This is a genomic window from Paraoerskovia sediminicola (genome assembly GCF_030296575.1).
Lineage (GTDB): Bacteria > Actinomycetota > Actinomycetes > Actinomycetales > Cellulomonadaceae > Paraoerskovia > Paraoerskovia sediminicola.
In genome coordinates, this window is record NZ_AP027729.1 from 3,273,772 (window position 1) to 3,295,521 (window position 21,750).

17 protein-coding genes and 5 pseudogenes are annotated in these 21,750 nt (G+C 72.7%); 5 read left to right on the plus strand and 17 right to left on the minus strand.

Going from position 1 to position 21,750, the window contains the following annotated elements:
* Positions 1 to 15 precede the first annotated feature (15 nt).
* The 11 genes and pseudogenes from murG to mraZ all read right to left on the minus strand — a co-directional run bounded on the left by murG (position 16) and on the right by mraZ (position 12,177).
* Positions 16 to 1,166, minus strand: a pseudogene (gene murG, locus QUE47_RS15160) (undecaprenyldiphospho-muramoylpentapeptide beta-N-acetylglucosaminyltransferase).
* Between the two features lie 88 nt (positions 1,167 to 1,254).
* On the minus strand, positions 1,255 to 1,854 hold the full coding sequence (locus tag QUE47_RS15165) for an FtsW/RodA/SpoVE family cell cycle protein (protein WP_286217959.1): 600 nt from the start codon (positions 1,852 to 1,854) through the stop codon (positions 1,255 to 1,257).
* 101 nt (positions 1,855 to 1,955) lie between these two features.
* Positions 1,956 to 2,558: pseudogene (locus QUE47_RS15170) on the minus strand (FtsW/RodA/SpoVE family cell cycle protein); the annotation flags it as partial.
* Between the two features lie 29 nt (positions 2,559 to 2,587).
* Positions 2,588 to 4,051 carry a UDP-N-acetylmuramoyl-L-alanine--D-glutamate ligase gene (gene murD / locus QUE47_RS15175; protein ID WP_286217960.1) on the minus strand — a complete coding sequence of 488 codons (1,464 nt, stop codon included), beginning with the start codon at positions 4,049 to 4,051 and terminating at the stop codon, positions 2,588 to 2,590.
* The gene (gene mraY / locus QUE47_RS15180) at positions 4,036 to 5,118 is read right to left on the minus strand and encodes a phospho-N-acetylmuramoyl-pentapeptide-transferase (RefSeq protein ID WP_286217961.1); all 1,083 of its coding nucleotides are present in this window, start codon (positions 5,116 to 5,118) and stop codon (positions 4,036 to 4,038) included. The genes murD and mraY overlap by 16 nt, the downstream gene beginning before the upstream one ends.
* Positions 5,115 to 6,520, minus strand: a pseudogene (locus QUE47_RS15185) (UDP-N-acetylmuramoyl-tripeptide--D-alanyl-D-alanine ligase). Before QUE47_RS15185 ends, mraY begins: the two are co-directional and overlap by 4 nt.
* The gene (locus tag QUE47_RS15190; RefSeq protein WP_286217962.1) at positions 6,517 to 8,175 is read right to left on the minus strand and encodes a UDP-N-acetylmuramoyl-L-alanyl-D-glutamate--2,6-diaminopimelate ligase; all 1,659 of its coding nucleotides are present in this window, start codon (positions 8,173 to 8,175) and stop codon (positions 6,517 to 6,519) included. Before QUE47_RS15190 ends, QUE47_RS15185 begins: the two are co-directional and overlap by 4 nt.
* A 55-nt stretch (positions 8,176 to 8,230) precedes the next feature.
* Positions 8,231 to 10,156 (minus strand): peptidoglycan D,D-transpeptidase FtsI family protein, encoded by a 1,926-nt coding sequence (locus tag QUE47_RS15195; protein WP_286217963.1) that lies wholly within the window; start codon positions 10,154 to 10,156, stop codon positions 8,231 to 8,233.
* Positions 10,153 to 10,461, minus strand: coding sequence for a cell division protein FtsL (ftsL, locus tag QUE47_RS15200; protein WP_286217964.1), 309 nt, complete (start codon positions 10,459 to 10,461; stop codon positions 10,153 to 10,155). Before ftsL ends, QUE47_RS15195 begins: the two co-directional genes overlap by 4 nt.
* Positions 10,462 to 10,552: 91 nt before the next feature.
* Positions 10,553 to 11,574: pseudogene (rsmH, locus tag QUE47_RS15205) on the minus strand (16S rRNA (cytosine(1402)-N(4))-methyltransferase RsmH).
* A gap of 138 nt (positions 11,575 to 11,712) precedes the next feature.
* The gene (mraZ, locus tag QUE47_RS15210) at positions 11,713 to 12,177 is read right to left on the minus strand and encodes a division/cell wall cluster transcriptional repressor MraZ (protein WP_286217965.1); all 465 of its coding nucleotides are present in this window, start codon (positions 12,175 to 12,177) and stop codon (positions 11,713 to 11,715) included.
* 337 nt (positions 12,178 to 12,514) lie between these two features.
* Between mraZ and QUE47_RS15215 the strand changes: the two genes are divergently transcribed.
* The 4 genes and pseudogenes from QUE47_RS15215 (at position 12,515) to QUE47_RS15225 (ending at position 17,123) form a co-directional block, all read left to right on the plus strand.
* Complete coding sequence (locus QUE47_RS15215; RefSeq protein ID WP_286217966.1) at positions 12,515 to 13,504, plus strand: AAA family ATPase; 990 nt, start codon at positions 12,515 to 12,517, stop codon at positions 13,502 to 13,504.
* A 495-nt stretch (positions 13,505 to 13,999) separates the two neighbouring features.
* A complete protein-coding gene (locus QUE47_RS15220) occupies positions 14,000 to 14,845 on the plus strand; it encodes a DUF58 domain-containing protein (RefSeq protein ID WP_286217967.1) in 846 nt (281 codons plus the stop codon).
* Positions 14,842 to 15,477: pseudogene (locus QUE47_RS17010) on the plus strand (transglutaminaseTgpA domain-containing protein); the annotation flags it as partial. The gene QUE47_RS15220 and the pseudogene QUE47_RS17010, both read left to right, overlap by 4 nt.
* Positions 15,478 to 15,551: 74 nt before the next feature.
* Positions 15,552 to 17,123 (plus strand): transglutaminase TgpA family protein, encoded by a 1,572-nt coding sequence (locus tag QUE47_RS15225; protein WP_286217968.1) that lies wholly within the window; start codon positions 15,552 to 15,554, stop codon positions 17,121 to 17,123.
* Here QUE47_RS15225 and QUE47_RS15230 read toward each other — a convergent pair.
* From QUE47_RS15230 to QUE47_RS15240, 3 genes are read right to left on the minus strand one after another with little or no spacing between them, the layout of a single operon-like run.
* Complete coding sequence (locus QUE47_RS15230; protein ID WP_286217969.1) at positions 17,053 to 17,463, minus strand: SCO2097 family morphological protein; 411 nt, start codon at positions 17,461 to 17,463, stop codon at positions 17,053 to 17,055. The two genes, QUE47_RS15225 and QUE47_RS15230, sit on opposite strands and share 71 nt — an antisense overlap.
* Before the next feature lie 38 nt (positions 17,464 to 17,501).
* On the minus strand, positions 17,502 to 18,761 hold the full coding sequence (gene dinB / locus QUE47_RS15235; protein WP_286217970.1) for a DNA polymerase IV: 1,260 nt from the start codon (positions 18,759 to 18,761) through the stop codon (positions 17,502 to 17,504).
* Positions 18,762 to 18,780: 19 nt separating this feature from the next.
* Positions 18,781 to 19,224, minus strand: coding sequence for an SAV_6107 family HEPN domain-containing protein (locus tag QUE47_RS15240; RefSeq protein WP_286217971.1), 444 nt, complete (start codon positions 19,222 to 19,224; stop codon positions 18,781 to 18,783).
* Between the two features lie 477 nt (positions 19,225 to 19,701).
* On the opposite strand from QUE47_RS15240, the gene QUE47_RS15245 reads away from it, so the two are divergent.
* The gene (locus QUE47_RS15245) at positions 19,702 to 20,220 is read left to right on the plus strand and encodes a spermidine synthase (RefSeq protein ID WP_286217972.1); all 519 of its coding nucleotides are present in this window, start codon (positions 19,702 to 19,704) and stop codon (positions 20,218 to 20,220) included.
* 34 nt (positions 20,221 to 20,254) lie between these two features.
* On the opposite strand, the gene QUE47_RS17015 is transcribed toward QUE47_RS15245, so the two are convergent.
* The 3 genes from QUE47_RS17015 to QUE47_RS15255 form a co-directional block, all read right to left on the minus strand.
* Entirely contained in the window at positions 20,255 to 20,524 is a 270-nt protein-coding gene (locus QUE47_RS17015; RefSeq protein WP_350227594.1) for a hypothetical protein, read from the minus strand.
* On the minus strand, positions 20,467 to 21,216 hold the full coding sequence (locus tag QUE47_RS15250; protein WP_350227595.1) for a PAC2 family protein: 750 nt from the start codon (positions 21,214 to 21,216) through the stop codon (positions 20,467 to 20,469). The genes QUE47_RS17015 and QUE47_RS15250 overlap by 58 nt, the downstream gene beginning before the upstream one ends.
* A gap of 88 nt (positions 21,217 to 21,304) precedes the next feature.
* On the minus strand, positions 21,305 to 21,742 hold the full coding sequence (locus QUE47_RS15255) for a response regulator (RefSeq protein ID WP_286217974.1): 438 nt from the start codon (positions 21,740 to 21,742) through the stop codon (positions 21,305 to 21,307).
* Positions 21,743 to 21,750: the final 8 nt, after the last annotated feature.

Genomic DNA, 21,750 nt, shown 5'->3' on the forward strand with positions numbered 1-21,750 from the left:
CCCGCTCCCCGCCGCTCACGCGTGCACCGCCTCGTCGACGAGCGCGACCACACGGTCTGCTCCGTCGGTGATGCCGGCTGCGGCCGCCGCCGCGGCCATCGCCGAGAGCCCCTGGCGGTCCGTGAACATGGGCACCAGGTGCGCGGCGATCCAGTCCGGGTCCACCTCGGCGTCGTCGACGACGACCCCTCCCCCGCCTCGACCACCGGGGCGGCATTGAGCCGCTGCTCACCGTTGCCGACGGGCAGCGGGACGTAGACCGCCGGCAGCCCGAGCGCCGAGAGCTCGCAGACCATGCCCGCGCCCGCGCGACACAGCACCAGGTCGGAGACCGCGTAGGCGAGGTGCATCTCGGCGAGGTACTCGCGCACGACATAGCTCGGCGCCGCGCCGGCCTCCGCCTCGTCCCTGGACGTGGCGAGCGTCGCACGGACAGCGTCGGCTTTGCCCCGGCCCGTCAGGTGCAGCACCTGGACACCGGCGTCCCTCAGCGCGGACGCCGCGCCGGCGACCGCCTCGTTCAGGTGCAGCGCGCCCGACGATCCTCCGGTCACGAGCAGCGTCGGGACGTCGGGGTCGAGCCCGAGCTCGGCGGCGGCAGACCGTCGGAGCGCGTCACGATCGCGCGCCTGCTCCGCCAGCAGCGTGACGATCTCGCGGCGCAGCGGCAGACCCGTGACGACGGCACCGCGCAGCGGGGTCCCCGCGAAGGCCACCCCGACGCGCGCGGCCCAGCGCGCACCCAGACGGTTGGCGAGCCCGGGGCGCGCGTTCTGCTCCTGCACCACCACGGGGATGCCGCGGCGCCGCGCCGCGAGGTACGCGGGAGTGGACACGTAGCCGCCGAACCCGACGACCACCTGGGCCCCCGCGTCGTCCAGCGCTCGCCCCGCGGTACGCACCGCCGACACGAAGCGACCCGGGAACCGGAACCAGTCGACCCCGGGTCGGCGCGGCAGCGGCACCTTCGGCACCGTCACGAGCGGGAACCCGCGATCAGGGACGAGGTCGGCCTCGAGCCCCTCGGCGGTCCCCAGGACCGTCAGGGTCGTGCCCGGGTCGCGGTCGCGGAGCGCCTCCGCCACGGCGAGCAGCGGATTGACATGACCTGCCGTCCCGCCCCCTGCCAGGACCACCGACCCGACCTGCGTCGTCGAACGTGCCACCGTGTCCACTCACTCCTCGTCAGAACTCGAGACTCTGCCCGCGGGAACCCGCTGGGCCCGCCGCCGGACGCCGTCCGACAGCCACGGCTCACCCGCCGCGCGGCAACCGTACCCGTCGCACCCGGTCCGCCGCCCCGGCCATGACCGACACGGTCCGGCGCGCCACCCCCGGACGCGCGGCGAGAGCCTCGCGGGTCCCCGGTTCGTCCCGTGCGAACGCGATCACCACACCCAGGGCGAGCATGGTCGCGACCAGCGCGGACCCGCCGGCGGACATCAGCGGCAGAGGCACACCGATGACGGGGAAGACGCCGATGACGACACCGATGTTCAGCATCGCCTGGCCCACGACCCAGCACGCGATCCCGGCCGTCGTGATCTTCACGAACGGGTCCGGGTGCCGCCGGATCACACGCATCATGCCGAGCCCCAGCACTGCGTAGAGCACCAGCACGAGCAACGTGCCGAGGAGGCCGAGCTCCTCGCCCAGGATCGCGAAGATGTAGTCGTTGTGGGCCGCGGGGAGATAGCTCCACTTCTCCCTGCTCGCACCGAGACCGACGCCCATGAGCCCACCGGTCGCCAGCCCCCACGTCCCGTGCAGGGCCTGGTAGCAGTTGCCCGCGAGGTCCTCGCACGGGCCGTACGCCGCGAGGATCCGGTCGGTCCGGTTGGTGTTGCCGGCCACGAAGAGGGCGAGGACACCGACGACGGCGATCGCGATCCCCCGGCGAACAGGCGCCAGTCGACCCCGGCCACCCAGTACGCCCCAGCGACCATCATGAAGATCACCATCGTCGTACCGAGGTCGTTGCCGGCCATGACCAGCCCCATCGCGGCCACCGCACCGAGCACACCCGGGACCAGCACGTGGCTGAGGCTGCCGAGCAGGCGCTGCTTGCGGCCGAGCACGGCACCGAGCCACACGGCCAGGGCCACCTTGACGAGCTCGGAGGGCTGGAGGGTCACCGGGCCGAGATGGATCCAGTTCGTGTTCCCGCCCTCGGAGAGCGCCAGGCTCGGGACGAAGATCAGCGACTGCAGAGCGATCGCCGCGAGCAGGAACCACCAGGCGCCGCGCTTGTAGAACGCGACGGGCAGCCGCGCCGCGACCACGAGGCCCACGGCCCCGATCGCGGCGAACCGGAGCTGGGGCAGGAAGGCGGCGAACGCCGACCCGTCGATGACGAGGGACGTGACGGCCGAGCTCGACAGGACCATGACGAGCCCGAAGAGCAGCAGGATCGAGGACGAACCGACGATCAGGTAGTAGCTCGTGACCGCGCTGTCCCAGGTCGCCCGCCACCCGCCGGCCGAGCGCTCGTCACCACCGGGCGCGCGGTCGGCGCTGCCGCGGTCCCGCGACGGCACGCGGGCCGTGCCCTGTGCCATGTGCGCTCCCCGCTGTCGGTGCTCGCGGCTCAGGCGTCAGGCAGTGCTCGCGCGCAGGACGCGAACGACTCCCCACGCTCGGCGTACGAGCGGAACTGGTCCATCGACGCGCCCGCCGGTGCGAGCAGCACCGTGTCCCCGGCGGCAGCCAGGGTTCGTGCTGCCTCGACGGCGCGGCGCATCACCGATCCAGTCTCACCGGGATCGACCCGGAACACCGGGACCTGGGGCGCGTGTCGCGCGAGCGCGTCGGCGAACGGCGCGGCGTCGACACCGATGAGGACGACGGCGCGCAGCCGGTCGGCGACGGCCAGGACCAGGTCGTCGAACGTGGCGCCCTTGGCGAGGCCGCCGGCGATCCAGACGACGGAGCCGGCCGCGAACGAGAGCAGCGACGCGCGCGCGGCGTGCGCGTTGGTCGCCTTCGAGTCGTCCACGTAGCTGACGTCGTCGACCTGGGCGACCCGTGCGATGCGGTGCTCCCCCGGCGCGTACGCCCGGAGGCCCTCGCGCACCGCGGACGCGGGAACGCCGGCCGCGCGTGCGAGCGCTGCCGCCGCGAGCGCGTTCGACACGGCGTGGGCCGGCACGTCCCCGTCCACGTTCGCGAACCGGGCGAGGTCGTCGATCGTGGCGAGCTCCTCGGCGTGCCCGGCGCGCGCCGGGTCGTCGGCGGGCGCGTGGAACGCCCGGTCCACGAGGACACCCTCGACGACGCCGAGCTGCGAGGGTCCCGGGACTCCGTTCGTCAGCCCGACCGCACGAGCGCCCTCGGCCACGTCCGCCTCACGGACGAGCCGCTCCGTGGTGGCGTCGGCGACGGAGTACACGCACGCGACCTCCGCACCCGCGAAGATGCGGCCCTTGTCCGCCGCGTACGCCTCGAACGAACCGTGCCAGTCCAGATGGTCCGCGGCGACGTTGAGCACGGCGCCCGCGAGCACCGCCATGCTGTGCGTGTGGTGCAGCTGGAAGCTCGACAGCTCGACCGCGAGGACATCCGTCTCGGGGTCGAGCGCGGCCTCCACGACCGGCGTCCCGACGTTGCCGACGGCTGCGGCCCGCAGGCCTGCGGCCGTCAGGATCGAGGCGAGCATCTCGACGGTCGTCGTCTTCCCGTTGGTCCCGGTCACGGCGAGCCACGGCGCGGGGCCGCGCCCACCCGAGCGCTCCACCCGCAGTCGCCAGGCGAGCTCGACCTCGCTCCAGACGGGCACCCCGGCCTCCCTGGCGGCCACCAGCAGCGGCGTCGTCGGACGCCAGCCCGGGCTCACGACGACCAGGTCGACACCCTCCAGGCCGGTCGCGTCCAGGTCCGCCGCGTCGGCGTCGGGCACGTCCCGGTCGACCGTGACGACACGCCGTGCGCGGGGCCGCAGGGCACGCTCCGCCGCCCTGCCGCTCACCCCGAGGCCCGCGACCACGACGGTCGCGGAGGCCAGGTCCACCGTGCGGCTGACGCCGCGCTCCTCGCCCACTAGCGGGAGAGCCATTCCGCGTAGAAGATCCCGGTCCCGAGCGCCGCGAACATCCCGCCCACGAGCCAGAAGCGGATGACGATCGTCACCTCGCCCCACCCGGAGAGCTCGAAGTGGTGGTGCAGCGGGGCCATCTTGAAGACCCGCTTCCCGGTGAGCTTGAAGAAGCCGATCTGGATCACGTCGGAGATCACGATGATGACGAACAGGCCGCCGATGATCGCGGCCAGGATCTCGGTCCGGGAGAGGATGGAGATGCCGGCGAGCGCGCCGCCGAGCGCGAGAGAGCCCGTGTCACCCATGAAGATCCGTGCGGGGCTCGCGTTCCACCAGAGGAACCCGACGCACGAGCCCATGATGGCGCCGGAGACCACCGCGAGGTCGAGCGGGTCGCGGACCTCGTAGCAGGCGGGCCCGGCGGTCGCGAGGTTCTGGCACCACTGGTTCACCTGCCAGAGGCTCACGAGGACATAGCCGCCGAAGACAACCAGGGAGATACCCGTCGCGAGCCCGTCGAGCCCGTCGGTCAGGTTCACGGCGTTGGACCACGCGGTGATCAGGAAGTTCGCCCACACGACGAAGAGCAGCAGGCCGACGGTGGCCCCGGCGAAGGCGAGGTCGAGATTCGTGTCCCGCAGGAACGAGATGCGGGTCGACGCCGGGGTCCTGAAGTTGCTGTTCGGGAACTGCAGGGCGAGCACGGCGAAAGTGATGCCGACGATGCCCTGCCCGAGGATCTTCGCCTTGGCCGACAGCCCGAGGCTCCGCTGCTTCTTGATCTTCGTGAAGTCGTCCAGGAAGCCGACCACGCCCAGACCGGTCATGAGGAACAGCACCAGCAGCGCCGACGCGCTCGGGAGCCGGCCGGCGACGATCGACGAGACCAGGACACCGATGAGAGTCGCGGCGATGATGACGACCCCACCCATCGTGGGCGTGCCGCGCTTCGTGAAGTGCGCCGTCGGACCGTCCTGCCGGACGAACTGCCCGTACTCGCGGCGGACGAGGAACTTGATGAAGAGGGGAGTGCCGAGCAGGGCGACGAGCAGCCCCACCGAGGAGGCGGCGAGGATCGGGATCATGCGGCACCGCCCCCGGCCACGAGGGTGTCGCCGAGGCGCCAGAGCCCGGAACCGTTCGAGGCCTTGACCAGCACCACGTCACCGTCCGTGAGCTCGCCGGCCAGCAGGGTGGCGGCGGCGTCCACGTCGGGGACGAGCACGACCTCGTCGCCCCACGAGCCCTCCTGCGTCGCGCCGTCGAGCAGGGCTGACGCGCCTTCGCCGACCACGACGAGGAGCTTGATGTTGAGCCGGACGACGAGCCGACCGATCGCCTCGTGCGCCTCCCGGGACGCGTCACCGAGCTCTCGCATCTCGCCGAGGACCGCGACCGAGCGACGCGTGCGCCCGGCGGTCACGGCCAGCACCTTCAGCGCCGCGCGCATCGAATCGGGGTTGGCGTTGTAGGAGTCGTCGATCACCGTGACGCCGTCGGGACGTTCCGTGACCGCGAGCCGGTGCGGGCTGGCCGCCGGCGCGCCGATCCGCGCCACCACGTCGTCGAACGCCACACCCGTCACGAGCGCTGCGGTCGCCGCGGCGAGCGCGTTCGTCACGTTGTGCTCCCCCACCAGGCCGAGCGTCACGGAGGACGCCCCCTCCGCGCCGTCGACGCTCGAGCGGAGCACGAACGTCGGGCGCCCGTCCACGCCGAGAGCGACGGTCTCCGCGCGCACCGCTGCCGTGGGGATCGTCCCGAAGGTCCGCACGGGGCCGCGGGCGAGCGTGTGCATCGCCGCGACCCGGTGGTCGTCGGCATTGAGGACGGCGACGCCTCCCGGTGCGAGCCCGCTGACGAGCTCGCCCTTCGCGGTCGCCACCCCCTCGATGCCGCCGAACCCCTCGACGTGGGCGGACCCCACGACGAGCACCACGGCCACGTCGGGCGGGGCGACGGACGTGAGGTACGTCAGGTTGCCGATCCGGTCGGCTCCCATCTCGAGCACCAGGAATCGCGTCGACGCGTCGGCCCGGAGCACGGTGAGCGGGAGGCCGACCTCGTTGTTGAACGACCCGGCCGGCACGACCGTCGGACCCTCCGGCGCGAGGACAGCGCCGAGCAGGTCCTTCGTGGTGGTCTTGCCCACGGACCCGGTCACGGCGACCACACGCAGGTCGCTCCCGTGCCGCAGGCGCTCCAGCACGACCCGCGCCAGCGCGCCCAGCGCCGTCTGCACGTCGTCGACCACGACGCAGGGGACGTCGAGCTCGCGCTGCGCGAGGACGAGCGCCGCGCCGGCCTCGACCGCGCCGGCCGCGAAGTCGTGGCCGTCCACGCGGTCGCCAGGGACGGCGACGAAGAGCGAGCCGTCGGCGACGAGTCGCGAGTCGACGACGACCGAGCCCGTCACCAGGACGTCGGGGTCTGCGGCGAGGCGCCCCCGGTCGCTGCGGCGACCTCTGCCGCAGTGAGCTCGATCATCCCTGGTTCTCCTTCGGTTCGGCTCTCGTCATGGTCTCCGGGCGGTCGACGCCCCGGTCCTGGTCGGGACGTTCGGCGAGCGCGCGACGCACCTCCACGCGATCGTCGAGCGCGTGGTCCACCCCGTCGATCTCCTGCCAGACCTCGTGACCGCGCCCGGCGACGAGCACGGTGTCCGCAGGGCCGGCCGCGAGCACCGCCTGCCGGATCGCCTCCGCCCTGGGCGCGACCTCGACGACGCGTTCGACGCCCTCGGGGAGGATATCGCCACCCGACTCCACCGCTGCTCTCGCCCCGGCGAGCACCTCGGCGCGGATCTGCGCCGCGGGCTCGCCGTGCGGGTCGTCGTCGGTGACCACGACGACGTCGGCGCCCTCGACCGCGACGGCTCCCATGAGCGGCCGCTTGCCCGTGTCCCTCTCCCCCGTCGCTCCGAACACCACGACCAGACGACCGGACGTCGTCGGCCGCAGCGCGGACAGGGCGAGCTCGAGCGCCTGCGGGTTGTGAGCGAAGTCGACGACGACCCTCGGCTCCGTGGAGACGAGCTGCATGCGCCCCGGCACGGCCGGCGAGCAGCCCCCTGCGGCCTCGAGCGCCTCGGCGAGATCCCTCACGTCCGTACCCGCCTCGAGGACCATCACGAGCGCCAGCGCGGCGTTGGTGACGTTGAAGGCGCCGGGCAGCGACGTCGAGGTGTGCAGCTGCCGCCCGTCCCTGTGCCGGAGCACGAACGTCGTGCCGAGCGCCCCCGGGACGACGTCCTCGACCCACCAGTCGGCCGGATAGGGCTCGTCCTCGGCGACGGGCCTGGTGCGCAGGGTCGCGACCGGCACCTGCGCGGAGTCGGCCATACGCTCGCCCCACACGTCGTCGACGACGACGACGCCCCGTCGGCAGTGCTCCGGGGTGAACAGCAGCGCCTTGGCCGCGAAGTACGAGGGCAGGTCGCCGTGGAAGTCCAGGTGGTCCTGGCTCAGGTTCGTGAATCCCGCGACGTCGAACACGACGCCGTCGACCCTGTGGAGCGCCAGCGCGTGCGACGACACCTCCATCGCGAGGGTGCGGACGTCGTCCTCACGCATCGCGGCCAGGAGCGCCTGCAGGTCGGCGGCCTCGGGCGTCGTCAGGCGGCTCGGGAGGACGGTGTCGCCGGAGCGCATCTCGACGGTCCCCACGAGCCCGCCGCGGAACCCCATCGCGCGCAGCGCGTGGTCGACCATGTAGGTCGTCGTCGTCTTCCCGTTGGTGCCGGTGACGGCGAAGGTCGTCAGGTGCTGCGCGGGAGCGCCGTACACCGCGGAGGCGATCTCGCCGAGGATCGCGCGCGGGTCCTGAGCGACGAGGACGGGGACGTCCGCCACGTCGGGCTCGTCGGCGACAAGGGCTGCGCCCTCACGGTCGGTCAGCACGGCCGCCGCGCCGGACCCGACCGCATCGGCGACGAAGCGCGCCCCGTGCACACGGGCACCCGGCAGCGCGACGAAGAGGTCCCCCGGTGCGACGACCCGGTTGTCCGACGCCACCGATCGGACCGTCACCCCGGACGCTGCGGTCGCGCCGCCGCCGATCGTCAGGTCGAACTGTGCCGCGAGGTCTCGGACCGCCCTGCCCTCGTTCCGGGCCGGGCGGATTCGTTCGATCGGGGAACTCACCTGCCAAAACCTACCCTGTGGACGCGTGGAGCGAGGACGAGGTCGCCGACGTGGCTCACCACGACGTCGCGTACGGCTCGAAGGTCTCGGTGCTCGGAGCGACGCCCTTGTGCTCGAGCGTGAACCCCATCACGTCCTGGAAGACCGGCGCCGCGACGACACCGCCGTAGGGGGACGTCCGGGGGTTCTTGAGGAAGACCCCGACGGTGTAGCGGGGGTCGTCGACGGGCGCCACCCCGATGAACGAGGCCATGATCGCGGAGAGCTTCCCGTCCGCGCCCTGCATCTGGGCGGTCCCCGTCTTCCCGGCGACCCTGTACCCGGGGACCACGGCACGACCACCGGTCCCGTCCTCGGCGGCGACCACGCCCTCCATCATGCGGAGCACCGTGTCCGCGGTCTCCTGCGACACGACCCGCGTCCCCTCCTGGGCAGGCGTCGGGGTGAACACCCCCGACGCGTCCGTCGTCCCGGCGAGCAGCGTCGGTGGCATCCGGACCCCGCCGTTGGCGATCGTCGAGAAGACGCTCGTCGCCTGCATCGCGTTGACCGAGACCCCCTGGCCGAAGAGGACCGTGTACTTCATGGCGCCGTCCCACGAGTCGACCGGTCGCAGGAGCCCGGCGGACTCCCCGGGCATGCCCAGCCCGGTCATCCGGCCGAACCCGAACTTGCTCAGGTAGTCGTACCGGACCTGCTCCGGGAGCTCCTGGCCCACCATGACCGTCCCTGTGTTGGAGGACTGCGCGAGGATGCCGGCCAGCGTCATCTTCTCCACCGGGTGCTCGTGCGAGTCCTTGAACGTCTGGCCGTTCTCGGTCGTGTACCGGTAGGGGACCTCGAACTCGCTCTCGGGCTCGGCGATCCCGTTCTCGAGGACCGCGGACATCGTGATGACCTTCCCCGTCGAACCGGGGTCGAAGATGTTCGACACGACGCGGCTGCCGTCCGCCACCGCCGACGTGCTGCGGTCGTTGGGGTCGCCCGTGCCGGAGTCCGCGAGCGCCACGACCGCCCCCGTGCGCACGTCCTGCACGATGACCATCCCGTAGTCCGCGCCGTGCTTCTTCACCGCCGCGTCGATCGCGTCCTGCGACTTCCACTGGATGTCGCTCTCGACCGTCAGCGCGACGTCGTCCCCGGGGCTGGCCTCGACCCGGTCCTCCTCGCCGGTAGGGATCTGCTGACCGCCCTTGCCTCGCTCGAAGGTGACCGTCCCGGCCGTGCCGCCGAGCACGTCGTCGAACATCCGCTCGGCACCGCCCTGGCCGACCTGGGCGCCGTCGACGTCCCCGGTGTAGCCGACGATGTTCCCGGCGACGCTCCCGGCCGGATACGTGCGTTCGGACACGAGGTCCGTGCCGATGACGCTGCGGAGGTTGAGCGCCGCGATCGCCCGCTGCACCTCCGGGACGACGTCCTTCTTGAGGACCTTGTGGCGGTTCGGTCGGTCCGGGTCCTCCGGGACGAGGTCTGCGGCGAGCTCGAGCGGGTCCCGGCCGAGCACCGGCGCGAGCAGCCGCGCGACGGCAGTCGCACCCTCTCCCTCGACGGGCATCCCGTCGATCTGATGGCTGCTCGTCGGCACGAACTGGGCGATGGTCTTCTGGTCGGCGTAGACCTCGTACCGCTCGACCGAGGTCGCCAGCACCGTGCCGTCGGCATCGGTGATGTCACCACGATGAGCAGGGGTGTCGCTCGTGTGGAGGCGGGAGGCGAGCGCCTCCTGCGCGAGCTCCGGGCCCTTGATCGCCTGCACGTAGACCAGCCGGGCCCCGAAGAGGAGGACGACGAGCGCAGCCAGGGCCGCGAGCCAGCGCTGTCGGCTCTCGGGGCGCCCGGGCGGGCCGGACCGGCCGGTGGGGCCGGCCGCGCGCGTCGTGGGCGGTGGGCCGCCCGACACCGTGCGACGTCCCGCCCGGGACGCCGAGGGCGAGCGGACGGGACGTCGGGAGGGCTTCTCGGTGACGCCGGTCGTCACGGCTTCTGACCGGCGTCGAGGACCGCGCCGTCGGACAGGCGCAGCATCACCGGGTCGTCGGACTCGACCATGCCGAGCGCTCGAGCCTTGGCAGGGAGGGACGACCGAGCCTGCTCCAGCTCGGTCTGCAGCGTCTGCGTGTCCTGCGCCACCGTCCCCAGCTCCACCTTGTCGGACAGCATCTGGAACGAACCGTTCACCATGCTCGTGTTGAGGAGCAAAGCACACAGGAGCGCGCCGGCGAGGATCGACATGCAGGCGATGATGAAAGGCGCCCGCGAGCGCGCCTCGGCGGGGGCCCGCACGACCTCGAGCCTGGGGACCTCGCGGGGGTCTCGGCCGCCCGACGACGGGCGGACGGCAGGGGCCGTGCGAGAGCAGCCGACGTGCGTGTGTTCATGAGGTCTCCCGTGCTGCTCGTCGTCGGAGGTGGTCCGGAGTGGGTCGTGTCCGTCGGGCTGCCCGGAGACGGACGGACTGGGATCGGGCGTTGCTCTCGATCTCGGCGGACCCGGCCTCCTCGGCGCCTCGGGTCAGGAGCTCGAGGTACGGGCGGTGGGTCTCGGGCTCGACCGGCAGGCCCGGGGGTGCGCTCGAGGTGGCGCCTCGGGCGAGCTCGCGCTTGACGATCCGGTCCTCGAGCGAGTGGTAGGACTCGACGACGATGCGGCCGTCGACCTCGAGCACGTCGATCGCGGCCGGCACCGCGACCTCGAGCGCCTCGAGCTCGCCGTTGACCTCGATGCGCAGCGCCTGGAAGGTGCGCTTCGCGGGGTTCCCGGCCCGGCGGGTGGCTGCGGGGACGCACTCGCGCACGAGGTCCACGAGAGCCTCCGAGCGGTCCCAGGGCTGTTCCGCCCGCCGCCGCACGATCGCCCGGGCGATCCGGGGGCGAAACGCTCCTCCCCGTAGTCACGGAGGATCCGGGCGAGGTCGCGCTCGTCATAGGTGTTGAGCACCTCGGCCGCGGTGAGGCTGGCGTCCTGGTCCATCCGCATGTCGAGCGGGGCGTCGTTGGCGTACGAGAATCCGCGGTCCCGCTCGTCGATCTGCAGCGAGGACACCCCGAGGTCCATGAGGACGCCCTGGACCGCCGGCAGACCCTGCGAGGCGACGACGTCCGCGATCTCGTCGTACACCGCGCGCACGGCCACGAAGCGGTCGCCGAAACGCTCGAGCCGACGACCGGCGAGCTCGATCGCCTCGGGGTCGCGGTCGATCCCGACGACGCGGGCCGTCGGGATCTCCTCGAGGACCGCCTCGGTGTGGCCCCCCATCCCGAGCGTGCAGTCCACGAGGACCGAGCCGGGCTCCGCGAGGGCCGGCGCGAGGAGGTCGACGCACCGCTGGCGCAGCACAGGGAGGTGGCGGCCCGCCGCGTCGCCGCGTCCCGTCGTCCCTGCTCCCGTGCCCGACATCCCGCTGCTCCTGTCTCGCTGTGGCTCCGTACCGTCCTGCCCCTCACCGTGCCGAGCGATCAGATCTCCCTCCGCGACCGTCCGGCACCGGGGAAGTGCGCCAGATGGGCGGGAGGAGATCTCATCGCTCGGTCCGGTTCAGAGCCGCATCGCCGGGAGCACCTCCTCGGCAGTCTCGGCGTAGCTCGCCTCCTGCTCCGCGAGGTAGACCTCCCAGGCCGCCGCGTCCCAGACCTCGACCCGGGTGCCCGCACCGATCACGGCGACCTCCCGGTCGAGCCCCGCATAGTCGCGCAGGACCTGCGGGATCGAGACCCGGCCCTGCTTGTCGGGCATCTCGTCGCTCGCACCGGAGAGGAACACCCTCAGGTAGTCGCGTGCCTGCTTGCTCGCCACCGGTGCCTGGCGGATCTGCTCGTACATCCGGCGGAACTCGTCCATCGGCAGGAGGAAGAGGCAACGCTCCTGCCCCCGCGTCATGACCAGACCCGGGGCGAGCTGGCTCCGGAACTTCGCCGGGAGCAGCAGCCGACCCTTGTCGTCGAGACGAGGAGTGAACGTCCCCAGGAGGAGGCTCGGCGCGCCGGCGAACATCTCGCTCATGGCTGTCGATCACCCCTTCCCTCCTGATGCCTCCACACTACTCCACCATCCTCCACCACACCCCGCGAACGAGCCTGTGTCGCGACGTTTTCACCCATCACCGCAGGTCACGCTCGTGGGGTGAAGTGGAGGACGTCGGCGCGCGCGACCGTCCCGGACCGCGCCCAAAAGGTCCGAAACCGACATTGCACGCCCGTGCGGCGCCCCGTGGGGCGTCTCTCGGGTGCGGACGAGCGCCCTGCAGGACCGGGTGGAGCGATGTGGAGCACGACCACGCGCTCGGCGGAACTGCCTCGACTACGATCGCTGGACCATCACAGACCGACGGAGGCCCCTGGTGATCCCCGAGAGCGCGACCCTCGAGCCGAGCGCTGCCGCGGCCGAGCTCGTCGACATCACGACCCGCATCAGGGCGGAGGTCGGTACCGCTCTCACCGGTGGCGACGAGGTGACGACCGTGGCGCTGGCGGTGCTGCTCGCCGAGGGCCACCTGCTGATCGAGGACGTCCCGGGCGTCGGCAAGACCACGCTGGCCAAGTCGATCGCGCGGGCGCTCGACGGGGTCGTCGGGCGGATCCAGTTCACCCCCGACCTCCTGCCGAGCGACCTGACCGGCGTCAGCGTCTACCGCATGGAGTCGCAGCGGTTCGAGTTCCGGCAGGGCCCGGTCTTCGCGAACATCGTGATCGGCGACGAGATCAACCGCGCCTCGCCGAAGACCCAGTCCGCCCTCCTCGAGTGCATGGAGGAGGGTCAGGTCACCGTGGACGGGACCACGCACCCTCTCCCCCGACCGTTCCTGGTCGTCGCGACCCAGAACCCGGTCGAGATGGACGGCACCTATCCCCTGCCCGAGGCCCAGCGGGACCGGTTCATGGCCCGCGTCAGCGTCGGCTACCCGTCCGGCGACGACGAGGTGACCATGCTCGACCGCCGCGACGACCACGACCCCGTGCAGGACATCCGCCCCGTCACGGACGTCGCGACCATGACCCGGCTCGCGGCGACGACCCGCCACGTCCACGCCTCCGTCGCCGTGAAGGAGTACGTCGTGGATCTCGTCTCAGCGACGCGGAAGCACCCGGCGCTGCGGCTCGGGGCCTCGCCCCGGGCGTCGCTCCAGCTGCTGCGGGCCGCGCGCGCCGTGGCCGCCCTGGACGGTCGGGACCACGTCCTGCCGGACGACGTCCAACGGCTCGCGGTGCCTGTCCTCGCCCACCGGCTGATCCTCACCACCGAGTCACGCCTCAACGGGATCGCTGCGAGCGACGTCGTCCAGGAGGTCGTCCGGGCGACGCCCGTCGGGCCGGCGCGGCCGCGAGCCTGAGGTGGCGGTACCGCGGGGCAGGGCACGCCCGTCGGTCAGGCTCACACGTCGGGGGTGGGGACTGTCCGTCGGCGGCGCGATCGTGACCGCTGCCGGTGTGGCGCTGTCGCTCCCGGACGTCCTCGCCCTCGGAGTCGCCGGCGTCTGCGCGGTCGCGGTCGGCGCGATCTGGCTCGCCGTCACGCCGGTCGACCGTGGACGACTCGCCGTCGAGGCGCGTCGGTTCTTCACTCCCGACCCGGTCGCCCGGCGCCGGGTGACGACCGCCCGGCTGACCATCACCTCTGCCGGACCTGCCCGGAGCGCCGCCGGCCGGATCTCCGGGCTCCGGGTCGCCGAGCAGGCCGCGCCCGAGGTGTGCGGGGACGACCCGCTGCGCGCCCGGGTGCACCGCGAGGGTCGCACCATGACGGTGTCGTACGACCTGCGCCCCCGCGACGCGGCCGGTGGACGGTCGGGCCCCTGGTCGCCGAGCGCAACGACGCCCTGGGTCTCGTGTCCTCCCGGCAGCTCCTCGGCGCGCCGACGACCCTCTCCGTCCGACCGGCGACCGTGCCGCTCCCGATCCGGTCGGCGGGCATGCTCGCCGAGGCCCAACGGACGGTCCACGGACGCGGAGCGGCGTCACCCGAGGACACCCTGGTGCGCGAGTACACCGTCGGCGACGACCCGCGACGCGTCCACTGGACGAGCGCGGCCCGGCACGGCCGCCTCATGGTGCGGGCCGAGGAGAGCGCCGGGCTCCCCGAGGCCACGGTGCTGCTCGACCCGGCCCTCTTGCTGGCACCACGGGGCCCGGCTCGGGACCAGGCCCGGGCCGCGAGGCCGGACGCATCGAGATCGACGCTCGCGGACTGGGCGGTCGACCTCGGCGCATCGGTCGCCCTCAGCCTGCTCGACGCCGGCTACCGGACCCGGCTCGTGGGCCCTGACGGACGGTCCGACTCCTTCGACTTCGGCTCGCCGCGCACCGCGCTCGGGACGGAGCACCTGTTCGACGTCGCCACGGACCTCGCCGCCCCCGAGGACGCCGCCGAGGCGACGTCCGTCGCGGCGGTCTCGGTCCGGCGGCTCCGAGGTGCCCGCCACCGCGGCGAGATCGTCGTCGCGCTCGTCGCCCGTGCGACCGCCTCGACCCCCGGCCTCGTGGCACTGGGGGCGTCGGGCCCGACCAGCACCCTGCTGATCCATGGCGGTACGGCGCCGTCCCCGGAGGACCTCCGGTCCCTCGCGGCGCTGCGTACCGCCGGCCACCGGGCGTCCGCGGTGCCCGCCGGCTGCGCGATCCCGGAGGCATGGTCCCGGGCCGAGCTCCTCGGCGGGATCGGTGGGCGATCATGAGGGCCGTGTGGTGGCGCACGCTGCTCGCCGGCGTGCTGCTCGCGGTGGCTGCCGCCGCCTCGCTCCGCGCCCTGGCCCCGGTCGTCAGCCCGGGTCCGTGGACGGATCAGATCACCGCAGCGATCCTCGGCGTCGCGGCGGTCGTCACAGCGAGCAGGATCGTGCAGGACGCCGTACGCGGAGGCACCCGGACCCTGCCCGGAGCCCTGGTGCCCACGGCGATCGGGACGCTCGCGGCGGTGTGGGTCGTCCTGGCGCGCTACGGCTCCGCGACGGGGAGCTTCGACCCGGCGGTCGGCCTCGCCTCCCTCGGCCGCGCAGCGGACCGGCTCGGTGCGGCACGTCGCCTCACCATCGACGAGGTCGCGCCGATCCTCCCGTCCGTCCCGATCGTGCTCGCGGTCGCTGCCGCCACGCTCGCCGCGCTGCTGCTCGCCGATCTGCTCGTCCACGCGACGGGGACACCCGCGCTCGCGTTCCTGCCGCTCGTCGCCCTGTGGACGCCGGCGCTGGTCGTCGAGCAGGAGATCCCGCTCCTGAGCTTCGCAGTGACCGTGCTCTGCCTGCTCCTCGTGCTCGCCCTCGCGCCCCAGCACGCCTCGTCCGGGCGTCGCCGGGAGGACCGGTCGGCCGCCGGACTGCCCCAGATCGCGGCGGTGGCTGCCGTCGCGGTCGGTGTCACCGGGGTCGCGGTCGGCGCGGGAGCGTGGGGGCGCGCGCCGACCTGGGTCTCGACAGCTCGTGGTCGCAGCTCTTCGCGACCGAGGGCCGCAGCGTGCGGCTCTCCGACGACCTCGACATGCTCCGCAACCTCGGCCCGCGGTCGGACGACGTCGTCCTCACCTACACCACGGGAGAGGGCGACGACCTCGCCTCGCCCCTGCGGGTGTACACGGCGACGGCCTTCGACGGCACCCGCTGGTCACGCGGGAGCTCCAGCGGCGGCGTCCAGTTCTCCGACGACGAGGTGCTGTGGCCGGAGGACCCGGGCGACGACGGCGAGGCAGCGCGCATCGACGTCACGCTGGAGAACTTCCGTGACTCGCTCCTGCCGATCACGACGGACCCGCGCCGGGTCCTCGCCGACGGCCGGTGGGTCTACAGCGACGACCGGGACCAGGTCCAGTCCGAGAGCCCGAACGACCAGGGCTACACGTACGCGGTCGAGACCTACGTGCGTCCGCTCGACCCGGAGTCGCTTCGCGCTGCCGAGGGCCCCGACCCCGACGACGACCGATACCTCGAGGTGCCCGAGACGTCGTCCGCCGAGCAGGTCGCGGAGCTCGCACGGAGCATCACCGCCGACGAGACCACCCGGTACGACCAGGCGTTGACCCTGCAGACGTACCTGCGTGACACCACCAGGTTCACCTACTCGACGGAGGTCCCCAGCCCCGACGCGGACGACGCCGTGTGGACGTTCCTCCAGGACCGCACCGGGTACTGCGTGCAGTTCGCCACGGCGATGACCGTGATGGCCCGGGACCTCGGCATCCCGGCGCGACTCGCCGTCGGGTTCCTCCCCGGGCGCCGCGACATCGGCACCTCGACGTACGAGGTGACCGGGCGCCGCTCCCACGCGTGGCCGGAGCTGTACTTCCCTGGTTCGGGTTGGGTGCGCTTCGAGCCGACGCCCAGCATCCAGACCGGCCCGGCACCGGGGTACGCCGATCCGCTGCTGCAGGGAGGCGCCGTACCGACACAGGTCCCAGAGCCCGTCCCGTCGGCCGAGACCACCGACGCCTCGGCCGAGCCGGAGGAGAGCTCCGCCGCTCCCACGCTCGTCGAGGCTGCGGATCCGGGAGCCTCCGACTCCCAGCAGTCGCAGCGCTGGTCCGTCCTCCTGCTGGCTGCCGGCGGCGTCCTGCTGGTCGGTGCGGCGGTCGTCCTGGCCCTGCGGCGCCGACAGCGGCGGCACGAGCCGGTCCGCTCAGACGCCGAGCGGACATGGACCGAGGTGCGTTCGAGACTCGGCGCGATGGCGATGGACTGGCCGGAATCGGTCCCGCCGGGCCAGGTACCCGCGTGGGTCTCGGGCGAGATCTTCACCCGGACCGGGCGTGACGCCCCCGAGGATCTGGTCGAGGAGGTCGCGAACCTCGGGAGGATCGTGGCCGACGAACGCTATGCGCAGTCGGCCGGGACGGTGGACCGGGCCACCCTCGACACGCTGGCGTCGACGATCGTCAGCGGCGTGGCGGACGAGCTCAGCGCCCGTCCTCCCCACGCCGACGGTCCCACCGCTCCTCGAGGCGCTCGAGGAAGCCGGAACGCTTGACCGGGGCCTGGGGCGCGGGACGCGGCTGCGTGCCTCCGTCGTCCTTGACGACGCCCTGAGGGCCCTTCGGGGTCTTGGGGCGCGAGAGGGCGAACAGGACGCCGGCGAACATGAGCGCGAACCCCGCGACTCCGATGACGATCCCGACGACGTCGGGGCTGAGCATCACTCCGACGACGAGAAGCAGCAGGCCTACCACGACCCCGGCGCCGGCCGCGAGCCAGCGAAGGCCCGATCGTCGTTCGCTGGAGCGCATCGTCGTGGCCAACCGAGGGTCGTCCGACGTCAGCGCGCGTTCCATCTGCTCAAGTACCCGCTGCTCGTACTCAGAGAGAGGCATGAAGACCCCCGGTTGTCTCAGACACGTCGTGTGAACTCCTAGGATAGGCCGTTCGACGACCTGGTGGTAGTCGGGGACCCACGACCCGCACCGAGGGCGACGGAACCTGCCCCGAAGCGCCGACGTACGTCGTCGACCGCCGACTCGACGTCCCTGCGCGAACCCGTCCGCGCGTCCAGAGACTCGGCCAGGGTCGGCTGGACGACCGCGGTCGCCCGGGGCAGGAGCGACTCGGCGCGGACCCCGACGAGCCGCACCGCGAGGCCTCCTCGGTCGACACCTGCGACCAGCTCGCGCGCCACCCTGTGGAGGTCCGCCGCGACGTCCGTCGCCGGGTCGAGAGTCCTGGACCGCGTGACCGTCCGGAAGTCGCTCGTGCGCACCTTCACGCTGACGGTCCTGGCGAGCAATCCGTGAGACCGGAGCCGCCCCGCACAGCGGTCTGCGAGCAGGAGCAGCTCTCGCCCGATCACGGCGGCATCCCGCAGGTCGCTCGAGAAGGTTCGCTCCGCACCGATCGACCGCTCGGTCCGCGTCGCCACGACCGGTCGAGGATCTCGTCCGTGGGCCAGGTCGTGCAGGTGTGCGCCGTGGACCTTCCCGACGGCCGCCTGCACCACCGCCACGTCCTCGTCCGCGAGCTGCGCGACCGTCGTGATGCCCCAGCGCGCGAGCGCCGCCCCCGTACGCTCCCCCACCCCGCTCAGCGCCCCGACGGGAAGCTCCCTGAGGAACGCGACGGACCTGTCGGACGGGACCAGCAGCACCCCGTTCGGCTTCGCGTGGGTGGACGCGAGCTTTGCCACGAGCTTGCTCGCGCCGATGCCCACGGAGCACGTGATGCCGTGCTCGCGCTCGACCTGCGCGCGGAGCCCGGCCGCGATGGCCGACGGCGCCCCGAGCCGCCGGCGGGCACCCGAGACGTCGAGGTACGCCTCGTCGACGCTCACCTGCTCCACGATGGGAGTGATCCCTCGTACGAGGTCGAGCACGGCCGACGACACCCGCAGGTACTCCCGGTGGTCCGGCGGCACCACGACAGCCGTAGGGCACCGGCGGAGCGCGATCTTCATCGGCATCGCCGACTGGACCCCGAACGCACGCGCCTCGTACGTCGCGGCCAGCACGACGCCGCGTCCCGCGCCGCCCACGATCACGCAGCGGCCCCGCAGCTCCGGTCGTCGAGCCACCTCGACGGAGGCGAAGAACGCGTCGAGGTCGACGTGCAGGACCGAGGCACCCGACTCGTCGTCGCCCCAGCTCCGTCGGACGCTCGAAGCGCGGGGGCCCCGGCTCATCGCGTGGGTCCGGGCGGGTTCACGACGCGACCAGCCGCAGCGGGTACACGACGAAGCGCGCTCCGGGGTCGATCAGCATCGCGACCTCGTCCCGGAAGTCCTCGGCGCAGGCCACGAGCTCGTCGGCCCGGGACATCTCCGTCGTCAGCGCACGCCCGGTGTCGATCGCGGCCCGCTCGGCGGCGCTCCCCTCGAAGTACTGGGCCCACCGCGCCAGCTCCGGCTCGACATGGGAGAGCATCTGCCACACCGTCCGGAGCCGCGACCGGGTCGAGGGCCGCCCCTTCAGCGTGACGACGGCAGCGGCCGCCCGCAGCGCACCGAGGTGCGCGTGCCTGAACCGGTCGGATGCGTCCGTCGCGCGTGATGCGGCGACGAGCTCGGCGTCCGCCCGCGCCAGCAGGCGAGTGACGTCTCTCGACAGCGGTGCGCCCGGCGCCCCGCCCTGCGTCAGTGCCGACATCTCGACCTCCACCTCTCCGCACCATTATCGAACACCTGTTCGATTCCTGTCAACGGTCCGGGTCGGCCGCGACCACGTCTACCGTGTGCCCATGGCCCGTTCCCGCTCGCGATCACGTTCCGGTGCACAGCGCCAAGAGAACACCTCGCCACCGACACTGCCGGTCGGCGACGTCCCGACCTCGACCGGTCACGTCAGGCTCGAGCGTGACCCGGACCTCCCGACCGGGGTGACGGTCGTGGTCAACGGCGTGCCGAGCTCCTACGTCGACCTCGCCGACCCCGGCCTGCTCACCTTCGAGTACATGCAGCAGATGGCGGCGCTGATCGAGGGCCTCACGCCGGGCACGGCGGGCCTGAGCGCCGTCCACCTCGGCGCCGCCGGCTGCACGCTCGCCCGGTGGATCGAGCACGAGCGCCCGGACTCCCGGCAGATCGGGGTCGACATCGACGCCACGCTCCTCGAGCTCGTGCGAGGGTGGTTCGCCCTCCCCGGTCACCACGGCTGCGCCTGCGCACCGGCGACGCGCGCGAGGTGCTCGCGACCCTGCCGACAGGACGCTCGGACGTCGTGGTCAGGGACGTGTTCGACGGCGACGCCACGCCACCCCACGTCACGACCACGGAGTTCGTCGAGGACGTCCGCCGCGTGCTCCGTCCGGGCGGGGTGTATCTCGCCAACTGCGCGGACCGTCCGCCGCTGCACCGGCTGCGCGCAGAGGTCGCCACGTTCAGGGAGGTGTTCGGCGACGCCGTCGCGGTCGTCGCCGAGCCCGCGCTGCTGCGCTCGCGCCGGTACGGGAACTTCGTGCTCGCCGGGATCGCGCCCGTCGAGGACGAGCGGACCGAGGGGACGCAGGATCCGCTCGCGGACCTCGGCTCCGCGGCCCTCGAGCGCGCACTGCGCTCGTTGTCGGTACCCGCACGGATCGTGCACGGCCCCGACACCAAGGCCCTCGCCGGGTCAACCCGACCGCTGCGCGACCCGATGGCGTGAACCCCGAGCCGCCGCGGCACGACGCCTCTCGGGGTCAGTCGCCCTTCTGGCGCAGATAGCGCTCGAACTCCGCGCCCAGCTCGTCCGCGGTCGGGATCGGGGTCTGGGCGGCCAGCAGGCTGTCCTGCCCGACGGAGCGCGCGAACGCGTCGTACTGCTCCTCGAGTGCCTGCACGACGGCCAGCACCTCTTCCGACTCCGCGACCTGCCGGCGCACCTCGTCGTTGGCCTCGTCGACGGCGTCGCTCAGCGCCGCCGAGCGGAGGTCGAGCCCGGTGGACCGCTCGATCTCCGCCAGCGCCACGGCAGCGGCCGGGGGAACGGGGACTGCGCGAGGTAGTGCGGCACGTGCACCGCGTACCCCAGCGCGTCGTGGCCGCGCTGGCCCAGCCGGAGCTCGAGCAGCGCCGCGGCGCTGGACGGCACCTTGACCTTGCCGAACCAGGCCGAGGCCTCTCCGACCAGGGACGGCGTCGTCGCGTGCGCCGTGGTGGTGAGCGGACGGGTGTGCGGGACCCCCATCGGCACGCCGTGCACGGTCGCCGAGAGCGAGACGCCGAACCTCTCCACGATCTGGATCACCGCGGCGACGAAACGCTCCCACTGCAGGTCGGGCTCGAAGCCGTGGAGCACCAGGAACCCGGTCCCCTCCGCGTCGCGCACGTGGTCGATAGCCAGGTAGGGCTCGTCGTAGTCGCTCCAGGTGTTGACGTCGAACGTCATGGTCGAGCGCTTGGAGCGGTAGTCGAGCAGCTCGTCGACGTCGAACGTCACGAGCCGAGTGCTGTCGAGCTCCGACCGGAGGTGGTCCAGCACCAGCTCGCCGACGTTGCCGGCGTCGACGAAGCCTCGCAGAGCGTGGATCAGCACAGGGCCGACCGCGCCGTCGGGCGCGTGGGCGAGCGTCCCCAGCTCGGCCTCCACGGCCTGCTCGTCGACCTCGTAGATCTCGCGCGGGTCACGCACCGAACCATTCCTCTCGTCGTCGTTCGACATCGCACCGAGCGTGTCTCGTCGGCTGCAACGCACGGCGCCCGCCGATGCTTCCCGGGAACGGCGCCGGGATCCTCCCCGGGCGCGACGATCAGTGGGAGGGCCGCACCACGGACACGAAGAAGTCGTCGATCTGTCGGACGACGTCGATGAACCGTTCGAAGTCCACCGGCTTCGTCACGTACGCGTTCGCGTGGAGCGCATAGCTGCGGACGACGTCCTCCTCAGCCTCGGACGTGGTCAGCACGACGACCGGGATCGTGCGCAGGTCCTCGTCGTCCTTGAGGGCGGCCAGCACCTCGCGGCCGTCCATGCGGGGCAGGTTGAGGTCGAGCAGGATCAGGTCGGGCTTCGGCGCGTCGGCGTGCTCGCCCTCGCGGCGCAGGAACTCCATGGCACTCACGCCGTCGGAGACCACCGAGAGCCGGTTCGTGACCTTGTGCTCCTCGAAGGCCTCGCGGGTCATGAGCACGTCACCCGGGTCGTCCTCGACGAGCAGCACATCGATCGCCCTGGCCGTTCCGTTCATCGCGCCTC

Coding starts and splice junctions, on each gene's coding strand:
- murD (WP_286217960.1), bottom strand. CDS start 4,051: ATGGCTCTCCCGCTAGTGGGCGAGGAGCGCGGCGTCAGCCGCACGGTG.
- mraY (WP_286217961.1), bottom strand. CDS start 5,118: ATGATCCCGATCCTCGCCGCCTCCTCGGTGGGGCTGCTCGTCGCCCTG.
- mraZ (WP_286217965.1), bottom strand. CDS start 12,177: ATGAGCGAGATGTTCGCCGGCGCGCCGAGCCTCCTCCTGGGGACGTTC.
- QUE47_RS15230 (WP_286217969.1), bottom strand. CDS start 17,463: ATGCCTCTCTCTGAGTACGAGCAGCGGGTACTTGAGCAGATGGAACGC.
- dinB (WP_286217970.1), bottom strand. CDS start 18,761: ATGAGCCGGGGCCCCCGCGCTTCGAGCGTCCGACGGAGCTGGGGCGAC.
- QUE47_RS15240 (WP_286217971.1), bottom strand. CDS start 19,224: ATGTCGGCACTGACGCAGGGCGGGGCGCCGGGCGCACCGCTGTCGAGA.
- QUE47_RS15250 (WP_350227595.1), bottom strand. CDS start 21,216: ATGTCGAACGACGACGAGAGGAATGGTTCGGTGCGTGACCCGCGCGAG.
- QUE47_RS15255 (WP_286217974.1), bottom strand. CDS start 21,742: ATGAACGGAACGGCCAGGGCGATCGATGTGCTGCTCGTCGAGGACGAC.